Raw genomic sequence first — 15944 nt, 5'->3', positions numbered from 1 at the left:
ACACCATGCATGAGGAGATGCGGCGGCTGACCGCCGCCTTCGCCGGCGACTGGGTGGGCACGGACGCCGTGCAGCCCAGCCCCTTCGGTCCCGGTGGCCCCGGCACGGGGCGCATGATCGTGCGCCCCACGCTCAACGGCCACCACCTGATGCTGGACTATGTCTTCGACCGGGGGGAGGCCGGCGCGTTCACCGCCCACGGTGTCCTGACCTGGGATCCGGACGTGGCGGTGCACCTGCTGTTCTGGTTCGACGACATGGGCTATGTGCCCGCCACCCCGGCACCCGGCCTGTGGGGTCCGGTCGAGGGGGCGGCGGAGCCGGGTGCCGAAGGGTTCACCTTCATCCGCACCTCCCCGCGCGGCCGCGCCCGCCACCGCTATTGGTGGCCCGTGCCCGACCACATGGAAACCGCCATAGACCGCTCCATCGACGGCGGCCTGACCTGGACACCCTTCCTCAAGGGCACCTACCGGCGGCGGGGGTAAGAAAAAGGCCCCCAGGCGTGCCAGCCTGAAGGCCTTCTCCCTTATTTGCGCTACCCGTCACCCGGAGCGAAGCGACAAGCCCGCGACCGCGGGCGCCGGACCTTTTCGGGGAACGCAGTGGACTGAAAAGGGAGGATAGCAAGGGCCCGGATGGGCCCGCCCGCAGGGCAGGGCGGCGTCAAGCCGCTTTAGAAGCCGCCTTGGTCTGGTACATCAGCACGTCGGCGCGGTGCAGCACCTCGTCCTCGCGGTCGTCGGCGCCGTAGGCCTGGCAACCGAAGCTGGCCTTCAGGGGCAGGCTGTGGGTCTGCCAGTCCAGCGCCATCCGGTGCAGGGTGGCGGACAGGGCCTCGGCGCGCTGCATGCCCTGGTCGGGCGCCACGCGGGTCAGCAGCACGGCGAATTCATCGCCGCCCAGGCGGGCCACGATGTCCTGGGCGCGGACATGGTCGGCCAGGGTGCGGGCCACCATGCGCAGGTAGGCGTCGCCGGCCTGGTGGCCGTGCGCGTCGTTGATGCGCTTGAACCCATCCAGGTCGACCATCACCAGCACGCCGCCCCGGCCGCCGCGCCGGGCCGCCGCCAGCTCGCGCCGGAAGGCGATCTGGAAGCCGCGCCGGTTCAAGAGGCCGGTCAGCTCATCCGTGGTGCTCAGCGTTTCCAGGTAGTCGATACGGTCGCGCTGTTCGGTGATGATGCGCTCCGCGTCCGCCAGGCGCATGGCCAGTTCCTGCACCAGCAGCTGGTTCAGGCTGGCCGCCGCCTCGGGTCCGCGCAGGCCCACCGGCATCTGGCCCCGGGGCAGGGTCAGGTTGATGGCGGGCATCAGGGGCAGGGCGGTGTCCGGCGGGGTCATGGGCGCTACTCCGTTGGGGGCGTCGGGTATGACGCGAACCGGAGATCGCAAGGGCTGTGCCGCTGGTTAGAGCGTTGAAATGAAAGGGTTTGCGTTTTGCAGCGGTGGGCCACGCCCCACCTGCGGCAGTTTTTGCCGACCCCCTTTCGCCAGATCCCACCGGCAATGTCTGCCCCCTATCCCAAAGGGTGGGGGACCGGGGGGCGACGACAGGGGCCGGCGCGACCGTATCACCCAAAGCCCAGGGCGTGCGGCGCCCTGTGACGACAAGAAGCTTGGCGTCGGGCCCCGGTACACGGCATGCTGAGGGTTCGGGCCTGGCCCGGATCGAGGTAGCGAGAGTGACCATAAGAATGCGCGCACGTCTGGTGAGCATGGGTTTGGCGTCCCTGGCCGTTCTGGCCTTGCCGGCGGCGACGGCCGTCGCCGCCACGCCCCCATCGTCGGCGGCCCCCGCCCCTGCGGCGCCGCCCGCCGCCCCGCCCACGATCGCCCCAACTTCCAACGGCGGCCCCATGGCTGGCACGGTCATGGCCGTGGGCGCGCAGATGTCTCCCCACCGGGCCGCCTATCGCCTGACGCTGGCCTCCTCGCGTGAGGGCAGCCGCGTCACCGGGGTGGTCGGCGCCATGAACTTCGCCTGGAACGACGTCTGCCGCGGCTGGACGACGGAACAGCGCTTCCAGATCCGCTTCCTCTATTCCGAGGCGGACGACCAGGAGATGACCACCAGCTACACGACGTGGGAGGCCAAGGACGGCAGCGTCTACCGCTTCAACGTCCGCAAGCAGACCACCGGCCAGCCGGATGAGGAGATGAAGGGGGTCGCCACCCTGAACGGCGAGGACGGCGGCGTCGCCCATTTCGAGAAGCCCAAGGCGCAGGACATCGAGCTGGCGCCCGGCACCGTCTTCCCCACGGCCCACACCCTGTTGCTGATCAACCAGGCCCGCCACGGCGACACGCCGGTCTATGTCCGCCCCGTGTTCGACGGGTCGGAGGCGGAGGAGGCGGGTCCCGTCTCCGCCGTCATCGGCAAGGCCAAGCCCCTGGCCAAGGACGCCATCGTCGTGGCCGCCCTGCACAAGGACAAGGCCTGGCCCGTGCACCTGGCCTTCTTCGCCAACGACGACCAGCAGGCGCTGCCCGACTACGACACCGCCATGATGCTGATGGACAACGGCATCGTGCAGTCCATGCTGATCGACTATGGCGACTTCAAGGTGCGGGCCGAGCTGGTGGCGCTGGAGCCCCTGCCCAAGCCCACCTGCTGAGGCGCCGTGGCGCCCGACGGCGATCGAACACTAGAACCGCAGGAACAGGCTCTTCAGCCACACCGGGCTGGTCTTGGCCGCCTGGCGCCAGTCGGCGATGTCCTCCTCCGCCTCCCCGCCGGCGTAGCCCCAGGGGTTGAAGACCTTCAGCCGGCCGGTGCGGTAGGCCGCCGCGTTGGGTGTCACCAGCGTCAGGCCGTGCGCCAGGGCCGTGGCGGCCAGCAGGGCGTCGCGGTTGTTGGGCAGGGCGACGGTGGCGCGGCGCAGGGCGACGGCGGCGTCGATGGGCAGGATGCGGCCCTCGAACGCCACCATGACGCGGTCGTCCAGCCAGGCGCGGAGTGCCGCCCCGGCGGCCTTGTCCGTCCGTTCCGCCTTGGCGACCGACTCCGCCAGTTCCATCAGGCTGAGGGCTGACAGGAACAGCTGCTGGCGGGGGATGTCGGTGGCCCAGGCGCGCACGCCGGCATCCGCCCTGTCGGTCTTGGCGCCGCGCAACTCCAGGATGACGGGGGTGTCCAGCAGGAACATCAGGCGAGGTCCAGGCGGGCCGGGGCCAGGGGCACGTCGTCGGCCATGGCCAACAGGTCGACGATGCTCTGCCCGTCACCGGTAAGCCGCAGGAAAGTCTCGAAATTCATCAGCACATGGGTGGGCGTGCCCCGATCGGTGATGAACACCGGTTCGCTCAGCGCCGCCCGCTTGGCGCCGCCCACGTCCTGGTTGAAATCCCGGCTGCTTATTGTAGCCATGTTGCTACATTCCTGGCGTTTCAGATGTTGCTACATTCCTACGTTTTTTATTCTTTGACAACGTGCGAAACCTACCCCTAACCCTGGTATCGGTAACAGGCGCAAAGCCGGGAAACGAATCAAAGAACGAGGGTGGAATCGCGTCATGGCTTCGGATCTTTTCTCTGCCGACACAGTGCAGAACATCGTCGACACGGCGACGCACCTGCTGTCGCCGCACGGTCCCAGCGGGGCCATGACGCCGACGGATTACAGCGTCCATTTCTTCCTGCAGCTGACGGCCATTATCCTGACCTGTCGCGTCGTCGGCTGGCTGGGACAGAAGCTGTTGGCCCAACCCCAGGTGGTGGGTGAGATGATCGCCGGCGTGGTGCTGGGCCCGTCCCTGCTGGGCCTGCTGTTCCCCGGCTTCGCCGCCGAGCTGTTCCCCAAGGAGACCAAGAACGTGCTGTACGTCGGCGCCCAGTTCGGCGTCGGTCTCTACATGTTCCTGGTGGGCACCACCTTCCGGGGCGACCATTTCCGCACCAACGGCAAAAGCGCGTTCGCCGTCTCCCTCTCCGGCATCGCCGCCCCTTTCCTGATCGCGGTGCTGATCACGCCCATGCTGCTGAAGGTGCCCGGCCTGTTCGCCGAAGGCCTGCCGCTCAGCCAGGCCACCCTGTTCATGGGCGCCTGCATCGCCCTGACCGCCTTCCCCATGCTGGCCCGCATCATCAATGAGCGCGGCCTCAGCAACTCCGCCCTGGGCACCCTGTCACTGACGGCCGGCGCCTTCGACGACGCCGCCTCCTGGTGCGTGCTGGCCATCGTGCTGGCCATCTTCGGCGCCGGCCCCGGCATCGCCGTGCTGGCCATCGGTGGCGGTGTGGCCTACGCCCTGCTGGTCATCCTGTTCGGCCGCCGCCTGCTGGCGCCGCTGGGCCGCGCGGTGGAACGGCGGGGCGAGATGACGCACACCGTGCTGGCCATCACCATGTCGGTGTTCTGCCTGTCGGCTTTCATCATGGACGCGGTCGGCATCCACGCCATCTTCGGCGGCTTCATCGTCGGCACCGCCATGCCGCGCGGCAAGTTCGTGGAAGAGCTGAAGAGGAAGGTGGAGCCGCTGGCCGTGGTCCTGCTGCTGCCCATGTTCTTCACCTATTCCGGCCTCAACACCCGCATGGACATGGTGAACTCCGCCTCGCTGCTGCTGATCGCGCTGGGCGTGCTGGTGGCCTCCATCGTCGCCAAGGGGGTGGCCTGCTACGCGGCGGCCCGCCTGTGCGGCGAGGACAACCGCACGGCCCTGGGCATCGGCGCGCTGATGAACTCGCGCGGCCTGATGGAGCTGATCATCATCAACATCGGCCTGCAAAAGGGCATCATCGGGCCGACGCTGTTCTCTATGTTGGTGCTGATGGCCATCGTCACGACTATGATGGCGTCCCCGCTGTTCGAACTGGTCTACGGCCGCAAGGCCCGGCTGAGTGGTGAATTGGGGGCTGTTCCCGAACGGGCGTGACGTTGACCTGATGACCTTGAAGCGGACCATCCTGATCGTGGGCGGCGGCACGGCCGGTTGGCTGGCCGCCGCCTACCTCGCCAGGTACCTGGGTGTGCGCCCGGATGGTCCCATCGGCGTCACCTTGCTGGAGGCGCCGGACATCGGCATCGTCGGGGTGGGGGAGGGGACCTTCCCCACCATCCGCGGCACCCTGAGGTTCCTGGGCCTGAACGAGGCCCAGTTCATGCGCGAGACCGCCGCCACCTTCAAGCAGGGCATCCGCTTCGCCCGCTGGGTGGACGGGGGCGGGGACGACAGCTTCTTCCACCCCTTCGAGGCGCCTTTCCCCACGGATGGCGCGGGCCTCGTGCCCTACTGGCTGCTGCAGGAGGACGGGCGCCGCCTGCCCTTCGCCCAGGCCATGACCTTCCAGCAGCAGGTGACCGACGCCCAGCGGGCGCCCAAGCGAGGGCCCGAGGGCGACTTCGAGGCGCCGCTGAACTACGCCTATCATTTCGACGCGGCCAAGGCCGCCGTGGCCCTGGCCGCGCGCGCGCGGGAGCTGGGCGTCCAGCACCTGCAGGGCACGGTGACGGACGTGGCCCTGGCGGCGGACGGCGCCATCGCCCACCTGATCACGCGGGAGCACGGGGCGATCTCCGCCGACTTCTACCTGGACTGCAGCGGCTTCCGCGCCGAGCTGATCGGCCGGGCGCTGGGCGTGCCGCGGAAGTCGGTGAAGCCCATCCTGTTCACCGACCGCGCCCTGTCCTGCAAGGTGCCCTATGGCGCGGCGGACGCCCCCCTGGAAAGCTGCACCGTGGCCACGGCGCACGCGGCGGGCTGGACCTGGGAGATTGGGCTGGAGGGCGCGCGCGGCGTGGGCTGCGTCTATTCCAGCGACCACATGTCGGACGACGAGGCCGAGGGGGTTCTGCGCGCCTATGTCGCCCCCCACCTGGGCTCGGGTGTCGAGCCGCCGCCCCTGCGCAAGACCGCCTTTGACGCCGGCTATCGCGAGACGCCCTGGGTCAAGAACTGCGTCGCCATCGGCCTGTCCGGCGGGTTCCTGGAGCCGCTGGAGTCCACCAGCGTGGTGCTGATCGAGGTGGCGGTGGGCATGCTGGCGGAGCTGTTCCCCCATGATGGCAACTGGGACGCGCCGGCCGCCCGCTTCAACGAGCTGATGACCCGGCGCTTCGAGAACATCGTCAATTTCCTGAAGCTGCACTATTGCCTGAGCAGGCGGGAAGAGCCGTTCTGGCGCGACAACCGCGACCCCGCCTCCATCCCGCCGGGCTTGCGCGACCTGCTGGCGCAATGGCGCACCCGGCCGCCCAGCCGCTTCGACTTCGCGCTGGATCTGGAGGCTTTCGCCTTCTTCAACTACCAGTACATCCTGTACGGCATGGGGTTCGAGACCGACCTGTCGGCGGCGCGCGCCGCCTATCCCGAGGCGGACGCCGCGCGCAAGACCTTCGCCCGCATCCAGGCCTATGGCGACCACGCCACCAGGGATTTGCCGGCCCACCGGGCGCTGATCCGGCGCATGCACCAGATCAGCGCGCTCGGCAAGGTCGGGGCCTGAGGCCCGCACCGGACTGTTACGCCGACAGGGCCTCCGGCGCGGTTTCGGCCAGCATGCTGCCTGTCGCCTGCGCCCGGGTGTGCCAGCTGAACGCCTCTTCCAGGACATGCGGGGTTTGCCCGCCCCGGGCCACGGCCCGGCGCACATAGTCGGCCATCTGCGCGCGATAGCTGGGGTGCAGGCAGTTCTCCATGATCACCCGCGCCCGCTCGCGCGGCGCCAGGCCGCGCAGGTCGGCCAGGCCGCGTTCCGTGACGATCACGTCCACGTCATGCTCGGTATGGTCCACATGGGTGACCATGGGCACGATGCTGGAGATGCGGCCATCCTTGGCCAGCGATTTGGTGACGAACACCGACAGCTGGGCGTTGCGGGCGAAGTCGCCCGACCCGCCGATGCCGTTCATCATGTGCGTGCCATTGACGTGGGTGGAATTCACGTTGCCGTAGATGTCGCACTCGATGGCGGTGTTGATGGCGATCAGGCCCAGGCGGCGCACCACCTCGGGATGGTTGCTGACCTCCTGCGGGCGCAGGACGATGCGGTCGCGGTAGCTGGCGATGTTGGGCATGACCCGGGCCATGACCGGGGCCGTCAGCACGATGCTGGAGGCTGAGGCGAAGGCCAGCTTGCCGGCATCGAACAGGTCGAAGGCGCTGTCCTGCAGCACCTCGCTGTACAGCTCCAGGTCGGTGAAGGGGCTGTCCTTCAGGCCTGCCAGCACGGCGTTGGCGATGGCGCCGATTCCCGCCTGCAGCGGTGGCAGGTGCCGGGGCAGGCGGCTGGCCAGCACCTCCTGCTCCAGGAAGGTGATCAGGTGGCGGGAGATGGCGGCGGTGTCGGCGTCGGCCGGCTGCAGGGTGGTGGCGCTGTCCGGCTGGTTGGTCACCACGATGGCGGCGATCTTGGCCGGGTCGACCGGGATGGCCGGCGTGCCCACGCGATCCGACGCCCGGGTCAGGCCGATGGGCTCGCGCGCCGGGCGGCGCTTGGGGATGTAGATGTCGTGCAGGCCCTCCAGGTCCGCCGGCTGGGCCAGGTTGATCTCCACGATCACCTTGTCGGCCAGGATGGCGAAGCTGGCGGAGTTGCCCACGCTGGTGGTGGGGACGATGGCGCCCGTCTCGGTGATGGCGCTGGCCTCGATGATGGCGCAGTCGAGATGCCCCAGGGCGCCGGACCGCAACTGCTCCACCATTTCCGACAGGTGCTGGTCGATGAACATGACCTCGCCCCGGTTGATGGCGGCGCGCAGGCGGGCGTCGGCCTGGAAGGGCAGGCGGCGCTTCAGCATGCCGGCGTCGGCCAGCATGCCGTCCAGATCGTTGCCCAGCGAGGCGCCGGTCAGCAGGTTGATGTGCAGGGGTTCGGCCCGCCCGCGATTGATCAGGGCCAGGGGGACGGCCTTGGCATCACCGGCGCGGGTGAAGCCGCTCATGCCCACCGTCATGCCGTCCTGGATCAGGGCGGCCGCCTGCTCGGCGCTCATGACGCGGTCGTGCAGGCTGCTCAGACGAATTCGCTCTCTAACCATGTTCTTGTCCGTTGTTCGTCACCGGCCGCCTGGGTGGCCAAGGACCCTTGGTCATTGTGGTCCCTGCGGCGTGCGGGCACCGAATATTTGGGGCCCTGCGCCGCTGCCCCTCCAATAGTTTCTCAAGGGCGCGACGATCACGGATTCTGATCGTGGGCTTGAGTCCCAACCATATCGAATAGATATTGAAGATGCCATTTCGATATATTAGACGCACCGCAACAGACGGGCGCATAGTTCATCTCACCAACGACCGCGCCGACTGAAGGCGCTGTACCTGACAGGACGCGGCCCGGTTGATTGATGGAGATGCTTGAATGTTCGCCCCGCTGAAGAATTCGTCCCGTAAGGTCGCCGCCGTTGCCGCCGCCCTGTCGGTTCTGGCGCTGTCCACGCCGTTGAGCGCCAACGCGGCCGGCACCGAGGTGGTGGTGACCCCGGCGGTCAGCCAGGCCTGCCAGGCCATGGGCCTGCACCCGGCCAATTCCGACTTCGCCGCCTGCACCAACGTGCTGACCCATGTGAAGGGCGCGCATGCCCAGGTCTCGGCCCAGGTCGGCCGTGAACAGCAGGCCTGTGCCGCCGCTGGCGCCACCCCCGGTACCGCCGACTTCAATTCCTGCGTCGACAATCTGGACGCGGCGCTGACGGCGCAGGCCCTGTCGGCCAACTGACAGGGTCTTTACGGGGCGGGGGAGGCCTAATGGTCCAGGGGCGGTTGATCCGGTTCCGCCCACCCCTGCCCCCTTCGTGACGGTGCCCGCCGGCCCCCCTCCCATCGGGTTGCCGGGCACCTCACGCTCAGGGAAAGGACGCGGCAAGGGGAGCACCCTCGGGCCGCGTCCTTTTCTTTTTCCACACTCCCAACGAGGTCCTTTCCGTCATGGCCGAATTGGATGTCGCCGGCATCTTCATGGCCCCCATTGTCGGCTATGTCGCCGTCACCCTGGTGCTTTTCCTGTTGCTGCGCGGCTTGCTGGCCTACCTGGGCTTCTGGCGCGTCGTCTGGCACCCCGCCCTGGTCGAGGCGGCCCTGTTCTCCATCCTGCTCTCCGGTCTGGTGCTGCTGTGAACGCTCGCCTCATGACCCTGGCGCGCGCCCTGGGGCGCGGGGCCTCCACCCTGGTCCTGGTGGCGCTGGCCATCCTACTGATCGGCGCCCTGTGGCAGCGCTACATGCTGGCGCCCTGGACGCGCGACGGCCGCGTGCGGGCGGAGGTGGTGGACGTGGCGCCGGAGGTGGCCGGCACCATCGTCGACATTCCCGTGCACGACAACCAGCTGGTCCACAAGGGCGACGTGCTGTTCGTCATCGATCCGGTGCGGTTCCGCATCGCCCAGGCCCAGGCCCGCGCCGCCGTCGCCGCCGCGCGCGATGACCGGGCCCTGAAGCTCAGCGATGCGCAGCGCCGCCAGGGCCTGGCCGGTGTGGTGTCCGAGGCCGAGCAGGACCGGTTCCGTAGCACCGCCAGCGTGGCCAATGCCCAGTTGGACGCGGCGACGGCGGCGCTGGACTTGGCCAACCTGAACCTGGAACGCTCCATCATCCGCGCGCCGGTCAACGGCTACGTCACCAACCTGCGCCTGCGCGTGGGCGACTACGCCACGGTGGGCCAGCCCCGGGTGGCGGTCATCGACACCGACAGCTTCTGGGTCTCAGGCTATTTCGAGGAAACCAAGCTGGCCCGCATCCATGAGGGCGACCCGGCCCGCATGAAGCTCATGGGCTACGCCGCGCCCCTGACCGGCCATGTCGAAACCATCGCCCGTGGCATCAACGACCGCAACAGCGCGCCCAACGCCTATGGCTTGCAGGACGTGAACCCGGTCTTCACCTGGGTGCGGCTGGCGCAGCGCATCCCCGTGCGCATCGGCATCGACACCGTGCCGCCCGGCGTGGTTCTCGCCGCCGGCATGACCTGCACCGTGTCGGTGGGGGATGAGGCGGCACGTCCGCAGGGCGTCGTGGGCCGGGTGCTTGCCCGCCTGGAATCGAGGATCTGAGCCATGATCCGCCGTAAGGCCCTGGCCGCCCTGATGCTGGGTGGCATGGTGTCCGCCTGTTCCGTGGTTGGCCCCGACTACAAGCCCGTGCCGCTGGACGATTTGCCCAAGGGGTGGATCGAACAGCTGCCGCCGGCGGCCGGCGTGGACGCCATGCGCGCCTGGTGGGACGGCTTCGGTGATCCCACGCTTAGCCGCCTGGTCCAGGTGGCCATCACGGATAACGAAGATTTGAAGATCGCGCGCCAGCGCCTGGTGCAGGCCCGGGCGGCGCGGGTCATCGCCAAGTCCGCCGACCTGCCCGATGTCCGTCTGGGTATCGATCCGGCCTTGCAACGATCCAGTGAAAGCGTGGATTGGCCGGCCGGCATCGGCAGCTACCACACCTGGCAGGCGGAATTGGACGCGACCTGGGAGATAGACGTGTTCGGGGGTACCCGCCGGGCGGTGGAGGCGGCCGACGCCGACGTCGCCGCGACCGAGGAAGGCCGGCGCGCCGTCCTGGTCAGCCTGCTGGCGGAGGTGGCGTCCGATTACGCCCGCCTGCGCGCCGCCCAGCTGCGCCTGACCATCGCGCGGAACAACATCGCCGTTGCCACCAAGGCCCTGGACCTGGCGCAGCGCGCCTATCAGCGCGGCCTGGGCACGGTGCTGGACATCGCGCAGGCCAGGGCGCAACTGGAAACGGTGCAGGCCGCCACCCCGCCGCTGGAAGCCACAGTGGCGCGCATGAGTTACGCCATCGCCTTGCTGTTGGGCCGCTACCCGGGGGAGTTGGAGACGGAATTGAGCCAGCCGGCGCCCCTGCTGTCCGTCCCCGACAGCCTGCCGGTGTCCGTGCCGTCCGAGGTGGTGGCCAACCGGCCGGATGTCCGCCAGGCCGACCGGCGCTATGCGGCGGCCACCGCCCGCATCGGCGTGGCCACCGCCGCCAGCCTGCCCCACTTCGCCATCCCGCTGACCCTGCTGCCCCAGGCGGCCGACCTGGGCAAGCTGTTCAGCCTGGCCAGCCTGACCTATTCCCTGGGGGCCCAGGTGACGGGCCCCGTCTACAACGGCGGCCGTGACGACGCCCGCATCACCATGGCCAAGGCGGAGGCCGAGGCCGCGCGCATCGATTATGAGCGCACGGTGAAGGAGGCGCTGCGCGATGTTGAGGACGCGCTGGTGAATTACCAGACGGAAACCCGGCGGCAGCAGACCCTGGCCGCCGCCCGCGACGACGCGGGCCAAGCCCTGGATCACGCCACCCGCCTGTACGGCGCCGGCCTCACCGACTTCCTGAAGGTGCTGGACAGCGAGCGCCAGGCCTACCAGGCGGAGGACCGGGAGGCGGAAAGCCGCCTGGCCCGGGTGGAGCACGTCATCACGCTCTACAAGGCGCTGGGCGGCGGCTGGCAAGGCGTCGATCTTGACGGGGCCGATTAGGCCTCCGCCGCCGCGCCGGCCAGGCTGACGAAGGCCCGCACCGCCGGTGCCGGATCCTGGGGGCGGTGGGCCAAGGCCAGGGTGTACTGGATGTCGGCATCGGCCAGGGGGCGGTAGATCACGCCCTCCACGGCCAGCCAGGCGATGGACCCGGGCAGGAGCGACAATCCTAGGCCGGCGGCTACCAGCCGGACGGTCAGCGATATCTGCGGCACCGACTGTACCACCTGGGGGGTGAAGCCATGGCGGCCGCACAGGTCGTCGATCAGGCTGCGCAGCTCCGCCGCCCCGGCACGGTGGTGCAGCACCATGGGCTCCGTCGCCAACGCCGCCACCGGGATGGCATCCAGTGCCGCCAGCGGATGGCCGGCCGGCAGCGCCGCCACCAGGCTGTCCGGCCGCAGGGGCAGGACCGTCACCCCAGGCGGCAGGCTGAGCGGCGGCAGGCGGACGAAACCGACGTCCAGGGTGCCGGCGGCGATGGCGGCCAGCTGCGGCCCCACCGCCATTTCCACCAAGTGCAACTCCACGGCCGGATGACTGCGCCGGAAATCACGCAGCACCGCCGGCATCAGGGCGCCGACACCGGCGGAGCCGACGAAGCCCACCTCCAGCTTGCCGACTTCGCCCCGGCCGGCCAGGCGGCCGATGGCCTCCGTCCGTGCCGCCTGCTCCAGGGTCTTGCGCGCCTCCGCCAGCACCAGGGCGCCGGCGTCAGTCAGGCTGATGCGGCCGCGCGCCCGGTTCAGCAGGGGCGTGCCGATCTGCCGCTCCAGCGACTGGATCTGCTGGGTCAGGGCCGGCTGCACGATGTGCAGCCGCTCCGCCGCCCGGCCGAAATGCAGCTCTTCCGCCAGCAGGACGAAGGAGCGCAGCAGTTTCAGTTCCAACATGGTCTTCGGGTCCCTCAGGGGGTGGCGGCGGCGCGGCGGGCCTGGGCCACCAGGTCGCGCACGGCGGTGGCGCCCTCGTTGGAGCGGTAGACCAGGACGATGGGCGCCTTGTCGTGACCGCCCTTCAGGTCCAGCAGCCGCACGCTGTCCAGGCCCATGGACCGCAGACTGTCCGGCACCACCCCCACGCCCAGGCCGGCGCCCACCAGGTTCAGCAGGGGCGGGAAGGCCGGCACCTCCTGCACGATGCGGGGGCTGAAACCCGCCTCGCGGCAGGCGGCGATGATGATGTCGTACACGTTGGGGCCGGCGCTGCGCGAGATCAGCAGGAAATCCTCGTCCGCCAACTGGGCCAGGTCGATGGGCCCGACCCCGGCCAGCGGATGGGTGGCGGGCAGGGCCGCCATCAGCTTCTCCTCCACCACGGTGTAGGAGGTGAGGCCGGGAATCTCCGCCGTGCGGCCGCGCAAGAGGGCCACGTCCAGGGTATGGTCGCGCACCGCGTCGGTCAGTTGGCCGAAATCGTTCATCTCCAGCGTCAGCTGCACGCCCGGGCTTTTGGCGCGGTAGTCGCGGATCAGCCGGGCGATCCAGGGATGGGCCGTGACCGACATGCTGAGGCCCAGGCGCAGGCGCCCCTTTTCCCCCGCGCCACCTGGCGGGCGGAGGTCACGGCCCGGTCGATCTGCGCCAGGATGGCCTTGGCGTCCTCCAGGAAGCTGGCGCCCACGGCCGTCAGCTCTACGCCGCGGGACAGGCGGTGGAACAGGGGGCTGCCGATCTCCCGCTCCAGCTGCTGGATCTGCTGGCTCAGCGGCGGCTGGCGGATGCCCAGCTTCTCCGCGGCGCGGGTGAAGTGCAGCTCTTCGGCGACGGCGGTGAAATAGCGCAGGTGGCGGATGTCCAAGGCGGCGCGTCCTGTCTGTTTTGGATATCGAAAACCATCCAGCCATATATTGGACCGTAGGCAGGCCGGGGAGCATCATCCAAATCGATGAACTGGCTGGCGTCTCGCTCATGGGCCAGCCCAGTCCCCGATCCTTTGGCGTTTCCCCTGCCGTGCCGCCCACCTTCCCCTCCCGGTATCTCACCAGCCTGGTTCCAAGCCGAGGGGCGCTGGGTCACGCCGTGCGCACGGTGCTGGCGGCCCTGCTGGCGCTCTATCTCGCCTATGCCTTGCAGCTGGAAAGCCCGCAGACGGCGGCGGTGACGGTGCTGATCGTCAGCCACCCCATGAGCGGCGCCGTCATCGCCAAGAGCGTATGGCGCATCGCCGGCACCCTGGTGGGGGCGGCGGCGGCGCTGGCGCTGATGGCGGGCTTCGGCCAATCGCCGGAGGCCTTCCTGCTGCTCTACAGCCTGTGGCTGGCGGGCTGCGTGGCGCTGGCCACCCGCCTGCGCCGCTTCCGGTCCTATGCCGCCGTGCTGGCGGGCTACACCCTGGCCCTGGTGGCGCTGGGGGCCGTGGACGACCCCTTGCGTACCTTCGACATCGCGGCCGCCCGCGTCGCCGCCATCGTCGTGGGGGTGCTGGCCAAGATGACGGTGTCGGGCATCGTCTGGCCGGTGACGGCGGCCCAGCGGCTGGACAGCCGGGTGAACCGCGTCACCGCCGCCGTGACCGGGGCGCTGGCCAACGACCTGACCGGCGCCGGCGCGTCCGGCCCGCACCGGGAACTGCTGGCGGAACTGCAAGGCTTGGACGACCTGGCGACTTACGCCGCCGTGGAGTCGGTCGCTTTCCGCCGCCAGGCCGACGGCGCCCGCGTCACCGCCGCCGCCCTGTTCGGCCTGCTGGCGCGGGTGGACGCGGCGCGGCGGGCGCTGACGGTGCTGCCGGCCGCGGATCCGCTACTGGCCTGCCTGACCCTGCTGGGGGCCGGCGACGGGCCGGCCTTCCGCGTGGCCGCGGCAGCCGCGCGGCGCCGCCTGCGCGCCGCCTTGCGCCTGGCCCGCCGGGTGGGCGATCCGGGGTCCATCTCCGCGGCCCACCAACTGGGGGAGGTGATGGACCTCATGGTGCAGGTGGCGGTGGCGCGCGACCCGACGCGACGCCTGTCCTTCACCCTGCCCGAGCCGGCGGATGGGCCCCTGGGCAGCGCCGTCATCGCCGCCTTGCGCACCCTGATCTCCGTCGGCCTGGCGGCGGGCTTCTGGATCGCCACGGAATGGCCGGCCGGCACCATCATGGTCAGTTGGACCAGCGCCTTCGGTGCCCTGCTGGCCAGTCGCGCCAACCCCGAACAGGTCAGCATCCAGATCTTCCGCGCCGCCCTCTGGGCCGGGCTGCTGGGCCTGCCCGTCACCTTCCTGGCGCTGCCGGCCGTGTCGGAATTCTGGGGCCTGTCGCTGGTATTGGCGCCCGTGATCCTGGTAACCGCGCTGATGTCGCAGCGGCCGGGGCGGGGGGACTTCGGCGCCTTCATGCCGCTGCTGTTCCTGACCCTGGTGGCTCCGACCAATCCGATGAACTACGACCTGCAGGGTTTCCTCAACGCCTTCGCCGCCATCGTCCTGTCCGCCCTGTGGATCCTGCTGACCTACCGGCTGATCCTGCCGGTGGACGGGCGGGGGGAGGTGCGGCGCCTGTTGGCCAGCTTCACCGCCAGCGTGCGGACGCTGGCGGGTGGCACGGCGCCCCTACCGGACGTGGCGGCCTGGGAATACCGCCACAATCACCGTCTGGCGCGGCTGGCCGTGTGGGGCGGACGGGGGGACGGCGGCGCCCTGGCCACCGCCCGCGCCCGCATGGACGTGGGGCGCGTCCTGATCGCCATGCGCGTCCTGCTGCCGGGTCTGGCGCCCCAGGATCGCCGTCGGGGCGACGCGGTCATGCGCGCGCTGGGCCGGTTGGTCGAGAAACCGGCGCGCCTGTCGTCCTTCGCCCGGCGGGCCGGGCGGCGGCTGGAAGTCGCGGCGGCCGACGCGACCGGCCCCCGGCGTCACGGCCTGCTGGATCTGGCCGCCTGGTGCCGGCAACTGGCCGGCTAGCGCGGGCCGGTGGATTCGCGGGTCCGCGAGGACAGCGCTGCCGATTCTCCCTGGTTTAGCGCGATTTCCGGATTACCTGTTGAGGAGACATGGGCGCCATGGGGGTACCCACAAGGCCTAGAACAGGGGAATGGCGCCGCCATGGCGACGCGACATCGAGCAGGCGGGGCGTTACCCGCGAGTGCGCCGGATGACGGTTGTACCCGTTCGACTTGTCCCTTAGTGTAGCTGCCACATCGCCACGGACGGCCTCATGGCCACGGTTGCCGCCGCCAAAAAATGTGTCCTCATCGTCGAGGATAACGAGTTGAACATGAAGCTGTTCAACGACCTGCTGGAGGCGCACGGCTATCGCACGGTGCAGACCCGCGATGGCGGCATGGCCGTGGAACTGGCGCGGACACACCGTCCGGATCTTATACTTATGGACATACAGCTTCCGGAGCTTTCCGGTCTGGACGTGACGCGTTGGTTGAAGGAGGATCAAGAGCTTGGGTCGATCCCCGTCATCGCCGTCACGGCCTTCGCCATGAAGGGTGACGAGGAGCGTATCCGGGAAGGCGGTTGTGACGACTACATCGCCAAACCGATCTCCGTTGCCACTTTCATCCGGACAGTTCGGCGCTTTCTGGATTAGGGTGCGCGAT

Annotated in this window: 17 protein-coding genes; 10 read left to right on the top strand and 7 right to left on the bottom strand. The window is 69.6% G+C overall.

What is annotated here, in order from left to right:
* Positions 1–5 precede the first annotated feature (5 nt).
* Positions 6–488: a DUF1579 family protein gene (locus UAA55_RS10395; protein ID WP_322952618.1), complete on the top strand. Its 483-nt coding sequence runs from the start codon at positions 6–8 to the stop codon at positions 486–488.
* A 178-nt stretch (positions 489–666) separates the two neighbouring features.
* Here UAA55_RS10395 and UAA55_RS10390 read toward each other — a convergent pair whose 3' ends face one another.
* Positions 667–1344: a GGDEF domain-containing protein gene (locus tag UAA55_RS10390; RefSeq protein ID WP_322952617.1), complete on the bottom strand. Its 678-nt coding sequence runs from the start codon at positions 1342–1344 to the stop codon at positions 667–669.
* 353 nt (positions 1345–1697) lie between these two features.
* Between UAA55_RS10390 and UAA55_RS10385 the strand changes: the two genes are divergently transcribed.
* A complete protein-coding gene (locus UAA55_RS10385; protein WP_322952616.1) occupies positions 1698–2618 on the top strand; it encodes a cell envelope integrity EipB family protein in 921 nt (306 codons plus the stop codon).
* Between the two features lie 30 nt (positions 2619–2648).
* Here the strand turns inward: UAA55_RS10385 and UAA55_RS10380 are convergent, their stop codons facing one another.
* Together UAA55_RS10380 and UAA55_RS10375 are read right to left on the bottom strand one after the other, a co-directional pair.
* The gene (locus UAA55_RS10380) at positions 2649–3149 is read right to left on the bottom strand and encodes a PIN domain-containing protein (RefSeq protein WP_322952615.1); all 501 of its coding nucleotides are present in this window, start codon (positions 3147–3149) and stop codon (positions 2649–2651) included.
* Positions 3149–3370 (bottom strand): type II toxin-antitoxin system Phd/YefM family antitoxin, encoded by a 222-nt coding sequence (locus UAA55_RS10375; RefSeq protein ID WP_322952614.1) that lies wholly within the window; start codon positions 3368–3370, stop codon positions 3149–3151. Before UAA55_RS10375 ends, UAA55_RS10380 begins: the two co-directional genes overlap by 1 nt.
* Before the next feature lie 145 nt (positions 3371–3515).
* Between UAA55_RS10375 and UAA55_RS10370 the strand changes: the two genes are divergently transcribed.
* Entirely contained in the window at positions 3516–4877 is a 1362-nt protein-coding gene (locus UAA55_RS10370; RefSeq protein WP_322952613.1) for a cation:proton antiporter, read from the top strand.
* Positions 4878–4887: 10 nt separating this feature from the next.
* Positions 4888–6447, top strand: a complete 1560-nt coding sequence (locus UAA55_RS10365; protein WP_322952612.1) for a tryptophan halogenase family protein — start codon at positions 4888–4890, stop codon at positions 6445–6447.
* Between the two features lie 16 nt (positions 6448–6463).
* On the opposite strand, the gene UAA55_RS10360 is transcribed toward UAA55_RS10365, so the two are convergent.
* Positions 6464–7981, bottom strand: a complete 1518-nt coding sequence (locus tag UAA55_RS10360; RefSeq protein WP_322952611.1) for an acetyl-CoA hydrolase/transferase family protein — start codon at positions 7979–7981, stop codon at positions 6464–6466.
* Positions 7982–8298: 317 nt separating this feature from the next.
* Between UAA55_RS10360 and UAA55_RS10355 the strand changes: the two genes are divergently transcribed.
* The 4 genes from UAA55_RS10355 (at position 8299) to UAA55_RS10340 (ending at position 11413) form a co-directional block, all read left to right on the top strand.
* Positions 8299–8655, top strand: coding sequence for a hypothetical protein (locus tag UAA55_RS10355; protein ID WP_322952610.1), 357 nt, complete (start codon positions 8299–8301; stop codon positions 8653–8655).
* Positions 8656–8864: 209 nt separating this feature from the next.
* A complete protein-coding gene (locus UAA55_RS10350; protein ID WP_322952609.1) occupies positions 8865–9053 on the top strand; it encodes a DUF1656 domain-containing protein in 189 nt (62 codons plus the stop codon).
* An 11-nt stretch (positions 9054–9064) separates the two neighbouring features.
* Positions 9065–9985 (top strand): HlyD family secretion protein, encoded by a 921-nt coding sequence (locus tag UAA55_RS10345; RefSeq protein WP_322952608.1) that lies wholly within the window; start codon positions 9065–9067, stop codon positions 9983–9985.
* Positions 9986–9988: 3 nt separating this feature from the next.
* Positions 9989–11413: an efflux transporter outer membrane subunit gene (locus tag UAA55_RS10340; protein ID WP_322952607.1), complete on the top strand. Its 1425-nt coding sequence runs from the start codon at positions 9989–9991 to the stop codon at positions 11411–11413.
* On the opposite strand, the gene UAA55_RS10335 is transcribed toward UAA55_RS10340, so the two are convergent.
* From UAA55_RS10335 to UAA55_RS10325, 3 genes are read right to left on the bottom strand one after another with little or no spacing between them, the layout of a single operon-like run.
* Entirely contained in the window at positions 11410–12306 is an 897-nt protein-coding gene (locus UAA55_RS10335; RefSeq protein ID WP_322952606.1) for a LysR substrate-binding domain-containing protein, read from the bottom strand. The two genes, UAA55_RS10340 and UAA55_RS10335, sit on opposite strands and share 4 nt — an antisense overlap.
* A 14-nt stretch (positions 12307–12320) precedes the next feature.
* A complete protein-coding gene (locus UAA55_RS10330; RefSeq protein WP_322952605.1) occupies positions 12321–12920 on the bottom strand; it encodes a LysR substrate-binding domain-containing protein in 600 nt (199 codons plus the stop codon).
* A complete protein-coding gene (locus UAA55_RS10325; protein WP_322952604.1) occupies positions 12884–13213 on the bottom strand; it encodes a LysR family transcriptional regulator in 330 nt (109 codons plus the stop codon). The genes UAA55_RS10330 and UAA55_RS10325 overlap by 37 nt, the downstream gene beginning before the upstream one ends.
* A 110-nt stretch (positions 13214–13323) precedes the next feature.
* Here UAA55_RS10325 and UAA55_RS10320 point away from each other — a divergent pair, with 110 nt between their 5' ends.
* On the top strand, positions 13324–15297 hold the full coding sequence (locus UAA55_RS10320; RefSeq protein ID WP_322952603.1) for an FUSC family protein: 1974 nt from the start codon (positions 13324–13326) through the stop codon (positions 15295–15297).
* A 253-nt stretch (positions 15298–15550) separates the two neighbouring features.
* Complete coding sequence (locus UAA55_RS10315; protein WP_040845322.1) at positions 15551–15934, top strand: response regulator; 384 nt, start codon at positions 15551–15553, stop codon at positions 15932–15934.
* Positions 15935–15944: the final 10 nt, after the last annotated feature.

Source organism: Nitrospirillum guanabarense (assembly GCF_034653355.1).
In the GTDB taxonomy this organism is placed as follows: domain Bacteria; phylum Pseudomonadota; class Alphaproteobacteria; order Azospirillales; family Azospirillaceae; genus Nitrospirillum.
Note: the sequence above shows the minus strand (reverse complement) of the source record. Positions and strands in the feature narration are given on the sequence as shown.